The sequence below is a fragment of the Sulfitobacter sp. BSw21498 genome, from assembly GCF_006064855.1.
Classification (GTDB): Bacteria; Pseudomonadota; Alphaproteobacteria; order Rhodobacterales; family Rhodobacteraceae; genus Sulfitobacter.
In genome coordinates this window covers 2,150,861-2,164,391 of the sequence record NZ_CP040753.1, presented here as the reverse complement: position 1 = coordinate 2,164,391, position 13,531 = coordinate 2,150,861, and the positions used below count along the sequence as shown (strand labels likewise).

The 13,531-nt window shown below is 62.4% G+C and carries 14 protein-coding genes; 10 read left to right on the top strand and 4 right to left on the bottom strand.

All coding sequences use genetic code 11. The features are described 5' to 3' along the window. Positions 1–55 precede the first annotated feature (55 nt). On the top strand, positions 56–1,645 hold the full coding sequence (locus E5180_RS10500; RefSeq protein WP_138924332.1) for a TlpA family protein disulfide reductase: 1,590 nt from the start codon (positions 56–58) through the stop codon (positions 1,643–1,645). A gap of 24 nt (positions 1,646–1,669) precedes the next feature. After that, positions 1,670–2,191, top strand: coding sequence for a UGSC family (seleno)protein (locus E5180_RS16005; protein ID WP_258182285.1), 522 nt, complete (start codon positions 1,670–1,672; stop codon positions 2,189–2,191). A 60-nt stretch (positions 2,192–2,251) separates the two neighbouring features. Here E5180_RS16005 and nagA read toward each other — a convergent pair whose 3' ends face one another. Beyond that, positions 2,252–3,370, bottom strand: a complete 1,119-nt coding sequence (nagA, locus tag E5180_RS10485; RefSeq protein ID WP_138924331.1) for an N-acetylglucosamine-6-phosphate deacetylase — start codon at positions 3,368–3,370, stop codon at positions 2,252–2,254. Then, entirely contained in the window at positions 3,367–4,254 is an 888-nt protein-coding gene (locus tag E5180_RS10480) for a BadF/BadG/BcrA/BcrD ATPase family protein (RefSeq protein WP_138924330.1), read from the bottom strand. The genes nagA and E5180_RS10480 overlap by 4 nt, the downstream gene beginning before the upstream one ends. Positions 4,255–4,427: 173 nt before the next feature. Between E5180_RS10480 and edd the strand changes: the two genes are divergently transcribed. After that, positions 4,428–6,227: a phosphogluconate dehydratase gene (gene edd / locus E5180_RS10475; protein ID WP_138924329.1), complete on the top strand. Its 1,800-nt coding sequence runs from the start codon at positions 4,428–4,430 to the stop codon at positions 6,225–6,227. A gap of 21 nt (positions 6,228–6,248) precedes the next feature. Next, entirely contained in the window at positions 6,249–6,896 is a 648-nt protein-coding gene (eda, locus tag E5180_RS10470) for a bifunctional 4-hydroxy-2-oxoglutarate aldolase/2-dehydro-3-deoxy-phosphogluconate aldolase (protein WP_138924328.1), read from the top strand. Here eda and E5180_RS10465 read toward each other — a convergent pair. Then, a complete protein-coding gene (locus E5180_RS10465) occupies positions 6,893–7,417 on the bottom strand; it encodes a winged helix DNA-binding protein (protein ID WP_171048980.1) in 525 nt (174 codons plus the stop codon). The two genes, eda and E5180_RS10465, sit on opposite strands and share 4 nt — an antisense overlap. A 184-nt stretch (positions 7,418–7,601) precedes the next feature. Between E5180_RS10465 and E5180_RS10460 the strand changes: the two genes are divergently transcribed. Further along, on the top strand, positions 7,602–8,519 hold the full coding sequence (locus E5180_RS10460; protein ID WP_138924326.1) for a lipid A-modifier LpxR family protein: 918 nt from the start codon (positions 7,602–7,604) through the stop codon (positions 8,517–8,519). 106 nt (positions 8,520–8,625) lie between these two features. After that, entirely contained in the window at positions 8,626–9,699 is a 1,074-nt protein-coding gene (locus E5180_RS10455) for a Hint domain-containing protein (protein WP_138924325.1), read from the top strand. Positions 9,700–9,729: 30 nt separating this feature from the next. Here the strand turns inward: E5180_RS10455 and E5180_RS10450 are convergent, their stop codons facing one another. Beyond that, positions 9,730–10,299 carry a TlpA disulfide reductase family protein gene (locus E5180_RS10450; RefSeq protein ID WP_138924324.1) on the bottom strand — a complete coding sequence of 190 codons (570 nt, stop codon included), beginning with the start codon at positions 10,297–10,299 and terminating at the stop codon, positions 9,730–9,732. A 22-nt stretch (positions 10,300–10,321) separates the two neighbouring features. Between E5180_RS10450 and argH the strand changes: the two genes are divergently transcribed. The 4 genes from argH to lysA all read left to right on the top strand — a co-directional run bounded on the left by argH (position 10,322) and on the right by lysA (position 13,503). Further along, complete coding sequence (gene argH, locus E5180_RS10445; RefSeq protein ID WP_138924323.1) at positions 10,322–11,713, top strand: argininosuccinate lyase; 1,392 nt, start codon at positions 10,322–10,324, stop codon at positions 11,711–11,713. Next, the gene (locus E5180_RS10440) at positions 11,710–11,889 is read left to right on the top strand and encodes a hypothetical protein (protein ID WP_093731374.1); all 180 of its coding nucleotides are present in this window, start codon (positions 11,710–11,712) and stop codon (positions 11,887–11,889) included. Before argH ends, E5180_RS10440 begins: the two co-directional genes overlap by 4 nt. Next, positions 11,886–12,089 (top strand): hypothetical protein, encoded by a 204-nt coding sequence (locus E5180_RS10435; RefSeq protein WP_138924322.1) that lies wholly within the window; start codon positions 11,886–11,888, stop codon positions 12,087–12,089. Before E5180_RS10440 ends, E5180_RS10435 begins: the two co-directional genes overlap by 4 nt. A gap of 148 nt (positions 12,090–12,237) precedes the next feature. Further along, positions 12,238–13,503, top strand: coding sequence for a diaminopimelate decarboxylase (gene lysA / locus E5180_RS10425; RefSeq protein WP_138924321.1), 1,266 nt, complete (start codon positions 12,238–12,240; stop codon positions 13,501–13,503). Positions 13,504–13,531 lie beyond the last annotated feature (28 nt).

The window sequence follows — 13,531 nt, the reverse complement described above, 5'->3', positions numbered from 1 at the left end:
GGACATGCCCTTCGATCCCCCACAGTATGCAGCGGCATACTTGGGAGGGGGCGACATGAGCGATCAGAAACCGGAATTTACGCTGAATGATCTGGAGGGGGCAGCCCATCATTTTGACGGCACGGGCCCTGCGTTGATCTGTTTTGTGAAAGAGGATTGCGAGACCTGCAATATCGCGGGGCCTGTTCTGCAAGCACTGTCGCAGGCCTATGGCGATGCTGTCCGGTTTTTGGTGCCGGGGCAGTCGGGCGAGAAGAACGCCGATTTCGCACAGCGCCACGGGCTGACCATGCCGGTGCTGGAGGATGCGGGGTGCAAGACCTCGTTCAACTGGGATTTCGAGATCGTGCCGGCGGTGTACTGGATCGACGAAAGCGGCGAGGTTGTGACTCATTTCGAAGGCTTCGTGCGCGATGACTGGCAGGCGTTGTCTGATCAGATGGCCAGTGCCACGGGCAAAGCTGCGGCGCAGATTGATTGGGACGGCCTGCCTGCCTGGCGCCCTGGATGCGGGTCGAAACACTTTGACCCCGAGGTGTATGACACCCTGCGGGCCGAGGCCGACGGCAGCCGTCTGCGCGCCCGCAAGGTAGAGGTCGCCAGCGGTGATGACATGGCGGAATTCATGTTCGATCAGGGCTTTTCGGACGGGTTGCCCTTGGTGCCGCCGACGCCTGAACGGGTGATCCGCATGCTAGAGGGGACGCACCGTGATCCGCAGGATGTCGTTGCCACGGTGCCGCCAAACATGGGCATCGCCACGGTCGAAAAGATCGCGATCAATGCGGTGATGGCAGGGTGTAAGCCCGAATATCTGCCCGTGGTGATCGCCGCGGTAGAGGCCGTCTGCACCGACGAATTCAACATTCACGGGGTCACGGCCACCACCATGGGCGCGGCCACGGTGATGGTGGTCAACGGACCGATTGTGGACCAGATCGGGTTGAATGGCGGGCTAGGGGCTTTGGGGGCCGGCAACCGCGCCAACGCCACCATCGGGCGCGCCCTGCGGTTGATCATTCGCAACGTCGGCGGCGCGACTACGGGCGGCGTCGAACGGTCGGTTTTGGGCAATCCGATGAAATACACCATGTGCTTTGCCGAGAACGAAGAACGCTCCCCCTGGGAGCCGCTGCATGTGGAGCGGGGGTTCAAGGCGGAGGAGTCTGTCGTGACCGTCTTTGCCATGACCGGTGGGCCGGTGCATCTGGTGGACCAGACCTCGCGCAAGCCGGACCAGATTGCAGGGTCGCTGGGGCAGGGGCTTGAAGGAGTTTTTCTGCCCAAGATGCACAACCTGCCCATCGACGCGCTGCTGGTGGTCTGCCCTGAACATATCAAGACGCTGACCGTCGATGGCCCCTATTCCAAGGACCGGCTGCGCGACCGCATTCAGCAGGTCACCGCGCGCCCGCTGTCCGAGATGGTGCAGGACGATCATTCGGGTGCGGGTATCCCCGTGGCGGATGCCGAACGCATGGGGCCGGAGAAGCTGGCGCAGCTTGCCCCCAAATTCGCAAGCAAGGAATACATCCATATCGTCGTGGCTGGTGGGGATGCGGGCAAATTCTCGTCCGCGTTCCACGGGTGGGCCACGGGCGAAGTGGGGTCGATTTCCGTTTCCAGAAAGATCGATCTGGGCTAGGTTTCACAGCAGAGGAGGACGTGAATGACAATAATTCTTGACCCGACGGACGAACGTGTCCCCGTCGCGCGTCAGATCAGCGAACGTTCCGGTTCGGTGCAGGGGGTTGTCGGGCTGCTGAATATCAGCAAGCCACGTGGCAATATCCTGCTGGATGAACTGGACAGGTTGCTGACCGAAAACGCACCCGGCGTTGAGATCCGGCACTATACCAAGCCGACTTTCGCCAAACCGTGCCCCGACACGCTGCGCCACCAGATCCGCGATGAATGCGACTTTCTGGTCGAAGGGCTGGCGGACTGAGGATCATGTACCACGTGCAGTATGCACGATACAGTCTGGTTTGAAATCCAGGGGATCCCGTCTGTTTCTATCGCTTCGAGCGTGTTCGGCCAAGCCGCTGAAACGCAGCGCAAGGCGTTAGGCATGGAGGGCGCGCGCTATGTGCTGGTGCCGCATCCTATTCAGGATGCCACGGACGACGAAATGCGGGCCAAGGCCCGCGAGGCGTTCGACCAGATCATCGGGGCGTTGCGCGACGCGTGACTGACGCAAAAATATGAGGCGGCGCGGGGAAACCTGCGCCGCCTTTCTCGTGGGCGGGTGTTAGAGCTCGGACAGCCAGCGCAGAGATGTCAGGTCATCCGCGATCCAGATCATCGCTTTGGCGTGGTCCAGTTCCGGAGGTTTCGGCAGGATGCCGGCAGGGATCACCGTGGCGCGGGCAAGGGATCGCTCGAGAGGCTCGCCCACCGTTTCATGCATGTACCGCACGGCTTGAAGCAGGCTCAGGTCGGCCCCTGCCAGCGTCCCGTCGGCCAGTGTTAACCGTCCGTCGCGGCGCAAGATCTCGCGTCCGTTCAGGGTAAAGCGGGTGAGATCAGAGCCGCCGGTCGCCATTGCGTCGGTCACCAGAAACACCTCCTCCGCGCCACGGTTGGCGGCAAGTGCTGCGCGGATCATCGCAGGATGCACGTGCACGCCATCCGCTATCAGCCCTGAAGCCACGCGCGGATGATCCAGCGCGGCCCCGACCAGACCGGGGGTGCGGGCGTTGGCTTGGCTCATGGCGTTGAACAGATGCGTCGCCATGCGGGCACCCGCATCAAAGGCGCGCATCGCCGTGTCGTAATCGCAATCGCTGTGCCCCAACGATACCAGCACGCCTGCCTCGGTCAGCGCCGCGATCTGGTCGGGGGTGGCGTTCTCGGGGGCGAGGGTCATTATCAGGTTCGGGATTTGCGCGACAGCGTCGGTCAGCATCGATATATCGTCAGCCGTCAAAGAGCGGATCAGGCTACCATCATGCGCCCCTTTGCGGGCAACGGACAGATGCGGCCCCTCAAGGTGGAGGCCCGCGATGCCGGGAATGCCTTGGTGCAGCGCCTCGGTCACGGCGGCGATGGCGGCGCGGCTGTGGGCGGGCGTATCGGTGATTAGCGTGGGCAGGAGCGCATGGGTGCCAAGCCGCCGGTGTGCTGTGGCCATGATACGCAGCGTGGCCAGATCAGGGGCGCTGTTCAGCATCACCCCGCCGCCGCCATTCACTTGCAGATCAACAAAACCGGGCGACAGGATGCCGCCTGCAAGCGGATGTGTCTTGGTGCGCTGTGGCAGCTCGGCCTGTGGCATGATGTTGGTCGCGCCGCCGGCATCGACCACCAGCGCATGATCGACCAACAGCGTCTGGCCGTCGAACACACGGGCTCCGGTAAAGGCAATCATGGGCGGGTTCCTTCGCGGGCTGCGCGCAAGGCCAGCGCGATCGCCCCGTCCAGTGCACGGCCCTTGGCATCGATGAGATGAGCGGTCTGGGTTTCGGGCAGATAGGCGGCGTAGTGCGGGCCGACCCCTCCGGTCAGACACAGATGGTCGTCGGGCTGGTGATCCAGCGCGATTAGGGCGCGGGTCAGGTAGTCAGCCCCGCGTGCCATCAGCGCCCGCCCGATGCTGTCGCCCTCTGCGGCGGCCTGTACCACATCAGGGGCGAGGGTGGCGAAGTCGCCGGGTCGCGCCTTGAGGCTGAATTGGACGATGCCCGTGCCGCCGCTGAACCTATCCAGCATCTGTTGTGAAAGCGGGCTGGCGGGGGTGATTCCGTCAACGGCCAGTAGCGTCTGTTCCAGCACCCCGTGCCCCAGCCACGCGCCAGAGGCCTGATCCGACACCTGATAGCCCCAGCCGCCGATGCATGTTTGCACACCTGCCTTCTGACGGCCCACAATAGTGCCTGTGCCAAGCGCGATCAGATAGCAGTCTTGCGCACCCACGGCACCGACGAGGGTGGTGGTCGTGTCTTCGGTCACGACGGATTTGGCAAAGGGCAGACCGGCCTGCACGCGCGGGCCCAATTCGGGCCCTGTGTACCCTGCGAGCCCCAGATGCGCCACGGCGCGGGACATATGGGACACGTCCAGACCCGCCTGCGCAACTGCCTCGCGGGTGGCGGTCAGGATGTTGTCGATTGCGGCGGCGCAGTCTGTGCTGACATTCGCGCGACCCCCTGTGGCTTCGGCAAGGATACGGCCATCGGGGGTGGCAACAGCGACGCGGCATCCGGTGCCGCCGCCATCAACGCCGATCAGAAAGGGAGGGTCAATTTGTGTCATTCGAATTGTGTAGGCCACCTGTTTTGGCGGGGAAAGACAATTTTCACCCTTCGGTTTGCCTGTGACGGCAACGGGTTTGCAAACGGCACTCTGGTGTGATAAGTTAGCGCTAACATACTCACGTATTTGCAGGGAGGCCCCTAGGGTCAACCCCCGCCGCGAAGGGAAGCCTGATGTTGAACGAGACCGTAGCCCGCGTCACCGACCGGATCATCGAACGCAGCGCGCCAAGCCGTGATGCCTATCTTGCGCGGATGCGTCGCGCCGCCGAAGACGGGCCAGCGCGGGCGCATCTGTCGTGCAGCGGGCAGGCACATGCCTATGCCGGTGCGGGGCAGGATCAGGCGGCCCTGGCGACGCAGTCGGCCGGCAATATCGGGATCATCACGACCTACAACGATATGCTGTCGGCGCATCAGCCGTTTGAACGCTACCCCACGTTGATCCGTGATACAGCGCGTGCCGCGGGCGGTACGGCACAGGTTGCGGGCGGCGTGCCTGCCATGTGCGACGGCGTGACCCAAGGCACACCGGGGATGGAGCTGAGCCTGTTTTCGCGCGATATCATCGCCATGGCGGCGGGGGTCGGGCTGAGCCACAACACCTTTGATTCCGCGATCTATCTGGGGGTTTGCGACAAGATCGTACCGGGGTTGGTCATCGCCGCGCAGGCGTTTGGTCATCTGCCTGCGATCTTCCTACCAGCGGGGCCAATGACATCGGGTGTTTCCAACGATGACAAGGCGATCGTCCGCCAGAAGTTTGCCGCAGGCGAAGCCACCCGCGAAGAGCTTATGGCCTCGGAGATGGCGGCCTATCACGGGCCGGGCACTTGTACCTTTTACGGCACGGCCAACACCAACCAGATGCTGATGGAATTCATGGGCCTGCACCTGCCCGGGGCGTCCTTCGTGAACCCCAACACGCCCCTGCGCGATGCGCTGACGGTGGCGGGCACGCAGCGGGCTTTGGCTGTCAGCCATCTGGGCAATGAATATACGCCTGTCTGCGATGTCCTGAACGAAAAGGCCTATGTGAACGGCATCGTCGGGCTGAATGCGACGGGCGGGTCGACCAATCTTCTGATCCACCTTGTCGCCATGGCGCGGGCCGGTGGTATCGTGTTGGACTGGCAGGATTTCTCAGATCTGGCTGATGTCACGCCCCTGCTGGCGCGGGTCTATCCAAACGGTTTGGCCGACGTGAACCACTTTCACGCGGCGGGGGGCTTGGGCTTTATGATCGGGCAGCTGATGTCGGGCGGTTTGCTGCATGACGAGGTCAAAACGATCGCGGGCGAGGGGCTGTCGCGCTATACCCAAGATCCCAAGCTCAAAGACGGTGCTGTCGAATGGGTGGCGGGGCCGACCAAGACGCTCAACGAAAAGATCGTGCGCCCCATTGGCGACCCCTTCCAGCCCACGGGCGGGTTGAAACGTCTGGCGGGCAATCTGGGCAATGCGGTCACCAAGGTCTCTGCCGTGAAGCCGGAGCATCACATTGTCGAAGCGCCGGTCCGCGTGTTCCATGATCAGGAAAGCGTGAAAGACGCCTATCGCAACGGTGAGTTCAACGAAGACGTCATCGTCGTCGTGCGCTTTCAGGGGCCCAAAGCCAACGGCATGCCCGAACTGCACAGCCTGACACCGGTGCTGGCGAACCTGCAAGCGCGCGGGTTGAAGGTGGCGCTGGTCACCGACGGGCGTATGTCCGGCGCGTCGGGCAAGGTGCTGAGCGCGATCCACGTCTGCCCCGAAGCGGTGGACGGCGGACCGATTGCACGTTTGCAAGACGGTGATATCGTGCGTGTCGATGCCCGCGACGGGCAGCTGACGGTATTGACCCCCGGCGCGATGGAGCGTCCGGTCACCACGGCTGATCTGTCGGGCAATGAATACGGGCAGGGGCGCGAGCTGTTTGCCACTTTCCGCAACACAGTTGGCACGGCCGATACCGGCGCCAGCAGCATTTGAACCTGACCAGAGGATGACCCGATGACCCCGCAAGACGCCAGCGCCGCTGCCTATGCCATCTGTAAACGTGCGCCCATCGTGCCGGTATTGGTGGTGCATGACGTGCTGCACGCCCGTCCCTTGGCCGAAGCGTTGGTCGCCGGCGGTTTGCCCGCGCTAGAGGTGACGTTGCGCACGGATGCCGCCCTTGAGGTCATTGCCGAAATGGCAAAGGTCGAAGGCGGCATTGTGGGGGCGGGCACGTTGCTGACGCCTGATGACGTCAAGCGTGCGGTGGATGCGGGGGCGACATTTGGTGTGTCCCCCGGTGCCACGGACAAGTTATTGCAGGCGGCCGAAGATCTGGGGCTGCCCATGCTGCCCGGTGCCGCCACCGCGTCAGAGGCGATGCGCCTGTATGAACGTGGCTATGACATGCTGAAATTCTTCCCCGCCGAAGCAGCGGGTGGGGCGCCGTTTCTGAAATCGCTGTCTTCGCCACTGCCACAGGTGCGGTTCTGCCCCACAGGCGGCGTCAGCCCCGCGAATGCGGAAAGCTATCTGTCGCTGCCGAATGTCGTCTGCGCGGGCGGCAGCTGGGTCGCGCCGGACAATCTGATGCGCAAGGGCGATTGGGCGGCGATCACCGAACTGGCCCGCGCCGCCAGCACCCTTGGCAGCCGCGGTTAAAGCGACGCCGCCGCACGACTGGCCTGATCATATTGACCCGAGATCGCGCGCAGCTGCGCCGCGATCTCGCGCAGGTCATCGCCCTTGATATCGGTGCGCCCCATGCTGTCGATCAGGCAGGTGTTGCGCACCGCGCGGTAGGTCTCTATCAGCTCGGCGCCGCTGGCGGAGGTGCGATAAAACACCTCTTTGCCACGTTTCTCTGCATCGAGCAGGCCGGACTTCAGCAGTTTGCGCAGCGCATAGTTCACCGTGTGCGTGTCTTCGATGTTCAGCAAAAAACAGATGTCCGTCAGCCGCTTTTCACGGTCGCGGTGGTTGGTGTTGTGCAGCACCAGAATTTCAAGCGGCGTCAGATCGGCATTGCCCGCCGCCGCCATGCAACGCGACATCCAGCGGGAGAAGGCGTTGTAGGCAATGATCATCCCGTATTCGAGCTCGGACGCCTCCCATCCTTCGCCCTCGGCAAGGTGGCGGGACGATACGATACGGCGGGATGGGTGCGATTTTGGGTCTGACATCGGGGCCTCGAGACTGGTTTTCACTGTCGTTATGTTAGCGTATTGTCGGTATGGCGCAATCGGTCTGTGCGCCAAGGACACGCCCGCCCGAGAAAAATGTAGCAAGGATGGCGTGACGCGGCGGGGCACGCTAGCAAAGGGACAACGGACGACGACCCTCACAGCCTTTGCGATAGGATAGACGATGCTGCGATTTCTTATGCCGGTATTGGCCGCGCTTTTGCTTCTTCCCATGGATGCACAGGCGACAGAACGGATGCGCCTTGGCTATGGCCGTCTGATCACCAATGACGCCATCGCAGAGTTCCGCGATCGCGAGCGGACCGGTTCCTACGTGTCCTCGCGTGTCTGGGGGCCAGAATGGACAGGTCGCTTGCCAGACCGCTTTGGGCAGTTGATCGAGCTGCGTTTGGGGGTAGAGCTGCTGGCCCCCGCGAGCCTGCGTCGCCCGCGACCTGGATCGCGCCCTTGGGCCGGTGCGTTGTCTGCCGGGGTGCACACGCATTTCGAACGTGACAGCGTCGAATATTCGGTCGGGGCCGCGATCTATGCCACAGGTCCGCAGACCCATCTGGATGACCTGCAACGGGGGCTTCACGATCTAATCGACGCGACCTCGCCCTCGGATCGGGTGCTGGATAACCAGATCGAAGACGGCTTTCACCCCACGGTTCTGGTCGAGGCGGCTCGCAGCTTTCCGATTGGCGCGCGGACAACGTTGCGCCCCTTTGTCGAAGGGCAAGCGGGGATAGAGACATTCATGCGCGTGGGCTTTGATCTGACCTTTGGCGATATCACGCGGGGCGAGCTTTTGGTGCGCGACAGCACCACCGGCCACCGTTACCGCGTGGTGCAGAACACTGACGCGACGGGGTTTGGCTTTGTTATCGGGGCGGATATGGCGCGGGTCAGCGACAGTGTGTTCCTGCCGTCGGACCGTGGCTATGACCTGACATCGCGCCGGGATCGTGTGCGTGCGGGGGTGCATTGGCAGGGCGAGCGTGCGTCGGCCTTTTATGGTCTGACGTGGCTGGGCAAGGAATACGAGACGCAGCCCGACAACCAGCTGGTGGGCTCGGTGCGCCTCAAACTGGTATTCTGACCCTCAAAGCGCGGCCTGCGCGTTGATTCGTTCTTTCCAGCTGGCGATGGCTTTGATACCGTTGCGTCAATAATAATACGAAATAATACGACGAGGCATCAGAGCAGTGGTCAAAACGGGCTTTCGAGGCACGTTTGTCATAAGCTGGTCGCAGACAGAAATAGACGGGCTGGACGCCGCACCGGTGCAATCCCTGAAGGTGGGGGCAGCTTGGGCGTGGCGGGGCGATTCACTTCGCGTTGACGGGCCGAATGACGTGTTGCGGCTGGATCAGGCAGACGAAGCAGGTGACCTGCGCAGACGGGCTGCGCGGATGGTGCATCGTTTGGTGGGGACTGCGTTGGACGGCACCGTGCCACCACACCGGACCTTTGCCAGCGACCGTGACACCCCGTTGATGGACAACAGTTTTACCGTGACCGACGGGGCGCAAAGCTATCTGGTGACGGTGATCGAAGTCGGGCAGGGCAGCCAGCCGCTGCTGATGTTCCTCGACGCACTGCCGCCGCGTAACACTGATTTGTGGGTGGTTTCGCATACGCTGAATACAGCCGCTGCAGATCGCGCGGCGCAGCATAGCAGCGGGGTGATCTGCTTTACCCCCGGTACGATGATCCGCACCGCCGACGGTGCCCGCCTCATCGAGCATCTGCGCGAAGACGATTTGATCCAGACTAAGGATAACGGCCTGCAACCCGTGCGCTGGATTGGCAGCCGCCGGATGAGCGGCGCACGTTTGTTCGCCATGCCTCAGCTGCGGCCTGTCCGCTTTCGCGCCAATGCTTTGGGGGCTGCGCGGCCTGACGCGGATTTGCTGGTGTCGCCCAGCCACCGGATGCTGGTGAAAGGCCCCGTCGCACACGCGCTGTTTAACACCGACGAGGTCTTGGTCACCGCACGTGATCTGGTGAACGGGCGCAGTGTCACCATCGATGCCCACGCGCGCGAGGTAACCTATATCCACCTGCTGCTTGATTTCCACGAGGTGCTTTGGGCCAACGGCGTCGAGACCGAGAGCTTTCACCCGGCCTCTGCCGCGCTGGAAGCATTAGACGCCGCAGACCGTGCGCGTCTGCTGGACCAGTTCCCCCAGATTGGGTCCGATCCGCATACCTATGGCGGCTATGCGCGGCGCAATCTTTCGATGTCCGAAGCGGCGATCCTGGCGCACGCCGCCTGACGCCGCCGGACCGCCTGCTTTGCAGTGGGGTTAGCTGTCTGTCTTGCCCGCGATCAACGCCTGAACGATGGCTTTTGCACTGTCGCTGGACCAATCCGCATCGCCGCGCAGGCGGGCAATCTCGCGACCTTCAGGGTCCATCACCACGGTGATCGGTAGCCCGAAGATGCCCATCTGGCTGGCCAACGCCTGTTTGGGGTCTTGGTGACGGGGCAGGCTGTCGACACCCGCGTCCTGAAAGAACCGTTTGATCCCGTCAGGCGTATTGCGGCCTGTCGCAATTGTCAGCACCTCGAAATCATCCCCGCCGAATTCCTTTTGCAACGCGTTCAGCTGGGGCATTTCCTTGCGGCACGGCGCGCACCATGTGGCCCAGAAGTTGACCAGCACATATTTGCCCTGCCATGCCTCAAGCGTGGTTTCGCCGCCGTCGTCCTCGAGCTGGAATGCGACAGACGACGTGGCGACGGGGGAACCGTGGACGACCAGTTTCTTCATATCACCGTCGCGAAGGGTCTTGATGTCGGCGCTTTGGGCAAAGCTGGGGTTTGCACCAAGGGCAAGGGCCGTATAAACGAGCGCGAGCATAATCTTTTTCATTTTCCCTCCGAGGGGTTGCCTGATGACCGAAACGACTTCGAACAAAATGTGGGGTGGCCGTTTTGCCGCCGGACCAGACGCGATCATGGAGGCGATCAACGCCTCGATCTCGTTTGACCAGCGTATGGCCGCCCAGGACATTGCCGGGTCGCGCGCCCATGCCGCCATGTTGGCTGCACAAGACATCATTAGTGATAGCGATGCCGACGCCATTCGAAAAGGCCTGCTCACGGTGTTGTCAGAGATCGAGGGCGGTACCTTCGCTTATTCGGCCGCGCTGGAAGATATTCACATGAACGTCGAGGCGCGCTTGAAAGAAGTTATCGGCGAACCGGCAGGGCGTCTTCACACGGGCCGGTCGCGCAACGATCAGGTGGCGACAGATTTCAAGCTGTGGACCCGCGACCAGTTCGACGCCGCCGAAAGCGGATTGTTGGCGTTGATCAAGGCGTTGCTGGATCAGGCAGAGGCCGGGGCCGATTGGGTAATGCCCGGTTTCACCCATTTGCAAACCGCGCAGCCGGTCACTTGGGGCCATCACATGATGGCTTATGTCGAGATGTTTGGCCGCGACCTGAGCCGTATGCGGGACGCACGGACACGGATGAATGAATCGCCGCTGGGCGCTGCGGCACTGGCTGGCACATCCTTTCCAATCGACCGCGACATGACGGCGCAGGCGCTTGGCTTTGACCGCCCGTCGGCCAACTCGCTCGATGCGGTCAGCGACCGTGACTTTGCGTTGGATTTCCTAGGCGCGGCGTCGATCTGCGCCATGCACCTGAGCCGTTTCGCCGAAGAACTGGTGATCTGGTCGTCGGCGCAATTCCGTTTCGTGACCCTGTCGGACCGTTTCTCGACCGGGTCCAGCATCATGCCGCAGAAAAAGAACCCCGACGCGGCAGAGCTGATCCGCGCCAAGATCGGTCGCATCATGGGGGCCAATGTGGCGCTGATGATGGTGATGAAGGGGCTGCCGCTGGCCTATTCCAAGGACATGCAGGAAGACAAAGAACAGGTCTTTGACGCCGCCGACAACCTGATGCTGGCACTGGCCGCGATGGAAGGCATGGTCAAGGATATGTCCGCCAACCGCGAAAGCCTTGCGGCAGCGGCGGGGTCGGGCTTTTCCACCGCGACGGATCTGGCCGACTGGCTGGTCCGCGTGCTGGGGCTGCCGTTCCGCGATGCGCACCACATCACCGGATCGTTGGTAGCACTGGCCGAACAGAACGGCTGCGACCTGCCGGACCTGACGCTGGAGCAGATGCAATCCGCTCATGGCGACATCACGTCGGACGTCTTTGACGTTTTGGGCGTGGAAAATTCTGTCAATTCGCGTATGTCTTATGGCGGGACCGCACCTGCACAAGTGCGCGCGCAGGTGGCCCGTTGGAAAGGGATCATCGGATGAAACCCGTCGCCGTTATTGCCTTGTTGCTGACCCTCGCTGCCTGTGGTGTGGACGGGGAACCCGTGCCGCCACAGGTGAATAGCACGGTGACGCTGTCGTCGTCAGGCATGTCGGTCGGGACGGCTGTCACCCTTGGCCGCGGCCCGTTCCGGCTGGGTCTGGGGGCGGCGCTATGATCCGCGCGGCGGCTCTGGCTGTGATCGCGACCGTGTTGCTGGCGGGCTGTGACGGCCCGCAAGCCCATGCGCCATCTGCCTATGACAGCCGCGCCTACCCCCCCGCGACGGACACCAGCACCCGCAAGAACCGCAGTAACTACCAACCCGGGGTGCATGTCTCGGGGCATGTGGATGTCGGTGTTTCCAAGACGTTCTGACCTTTGGGGCGATTGGCGCTGATTGCCATTCCCGCGCCCTTTGGTATTGGGGTAGGCAATGGTCTGCCGCTGTCTCTTTTCCTGCGGTCCGCCGCCTTTAAAATATCGCCGGCAGCTTTCGGCGGGAAAAGCTTAGGAGCCCGAAAACATGGATCATTTCCTGTACCGTGATGGCGCGCTGTTCGCCGAAGATGTCGCCGTATCCGAAATCGCAGCCGCGGTCGGCACGCCTTTTTACGTCTATTCAACCGCCACGCTTTTGCGCCACTTCAAGGCGTTTGATGATGCGCTCGACGGGATGGACCATTTGGTCTGCTACGCGATGAAGGCGAATTCAAACCAGGCGGTTCTGAAAACGCTGGCACAGGCTGGTGCGGGCATGGATGTGGTGTCGGCGGGCGAATATCTGCGTGCCAAGGCGGCAGGCGTACCGGGTGACAAGATCGTCTTTTCAGGCGTTGGCAAAACAGTGTCGGAAATCCGGCTCGCCCTCGAAGGCGGCATCCGGCAGTTCAACGTCGAATCCGAACCCGAGATGGCAGTGCTGGACGCCGTCGCACGCTCTATGAACAAGGTCGCGCCGATCACGATCCGTGTGAACCCCGATGTCGACGCCAAAACGCACGCCAAGATTGCCACCGGCAAGTCCGAGAACAAGTTCGGCATCCCCATCGCCCGTGCGCGCGAAGTCTACCGCATGGCCGCCGCGATGCCGGGGCTGGAGGTCGTGGGCATCGACGTGCACATCGGCAGCCAGTTGACCGATCTGACGCCATTCGAACTGGCGTACCAGAAGGTTGCCGAGCTGACAGAACAGCTGCGTGCCGACGGGCATACCATCCGCCGTCTGGATTTGGGCGGGGGTCTGGGCATCCCGTATGAACGTAGCAATGCGGCCCCGCCACTGCCCACAGACTATGGTGCGATGGTGCAAAAGACGCTTGGTCATCTGGGCTGCGAAATCGAGATCGAACCGGGCCGCCTGATCGCGGGCAACGCGGGCCTGATGGTGAGCGAGGTGATCTATGTCAAATCTGGCGAGGGCCGCGATTTCCTGATCATCGACGGCGCGATGAACGACCTGATCCGCCCCGCCATGTACGACGCCTACCACGACATCGTGCCCGTCGTCGAAGCCGAGGCGGGGGTAGAGCAGCAGCCTTATGACATCGTCGGACCAGTCTGCGAATCCGGTGATACCTTTGCCAAACAGCGCATGATGCCAAAGCTGGTTGCAGGCGATCTGGTGGCGTTTCGCAGCGCAGGTGCCTATGGCGCGGTGATGGCCAGCGAATATAATTCGCGCGCGCTGATCCCCGAGGTCTTGGTCCATGGCGATCAATTTGCGGTTATCCGCCGACGCCCGACCTTTGACGAAATGATAAATCGCGATACCATTCCTGAATGGCTGTGACCGCGCTTTGCGTGTCCGGCTTTTAGAG

Excerpts from the sequence above, each read along its gene's own strand:
- E5180_RS10500 (WP_138924332.1), top strand. The coding sequence starts at position 56 with ATGAGCGATCAGAAACCGGAATTTACGCTGAATGATCTGGAGGGGGCA.
- nagA (WP_138924331.1), bottom strand. The coding sequence starts at position 3,370 with ATGATTGCCTTTACCGGAGCCCGTGTGTTCGACGGCCAGACGCTGTTG.
- E5180_RS10480 (WP_138924330.1), bottom strand. The coding sequence starts at position 4,254 with ATGACACAAATTGACCCTCCCTTTCTGATCGGCGTTGATGGCGGCGGC.
- edd (WP_138924329.1), top strand. The coding sequence starts at position 4,428 with ATGTTGAACGAGACCGTAGCCCGCGTCACCGACCGGATCATCGAACGC.
- eda (WP_138924328.1), top strand. The coding sequence starts at position 6,249 with ATGACCCCGCAAGACGCCAGCGCCGCTGCCTATGCCATCTGTAAACGT.
- E5180_RS10465 (WP_171048980.1), bottom strand. The coding sequence starts at position 7,417 with ATGTCAGACCCAAAATCGCACCCATCCCGCCGTATCGTATCGTCCCGC.
- E5180_RS10460 (WP_138924326.1), top strand. The coding sequence starts at position 7,602 with ATGCTGCGATTTCTTATGCCGGTATTGGCCGCGCTTTTGCTTCTTCCC.
- E5180_RS10450 (WP_138924324.1), bottom strand. The coding sequence starts at position 10,299 with ATGAAAAAGATTATGCTCGCGCTCGTTTATACGGCCCTTGCCCTTGGT.
- argH (WP_138924323.1), top strand. The coding sequence starts at position 10,322 with ATGACCGAAACGACTTCGAACAAAATGTGGGGTGGCCGTTTTGCCGCC.
- E5180_RS10440 (WP_093731374.1), top strand. The coding sequence starts at position 11,710 with ATGAAACCCGTCGCCGTTATTGCCTTGTTGCTGACCCTCGCTGCCTGT.
- E5180_RS10435 (WP_138924322.1), top strand. The coding sequence starts at position 11,886 with ATGATCCGCGCGGCGGCTCTGGCTGTGATCGCGACCGTGTTGCTGGCG.
- lysA (WP_138924321.1), top strand. The coding sequence starts at position 12,238 with ATGGATCATTTCCTGTACCGTGATGGCGCGCTGTTCGCCGAAGATGTC.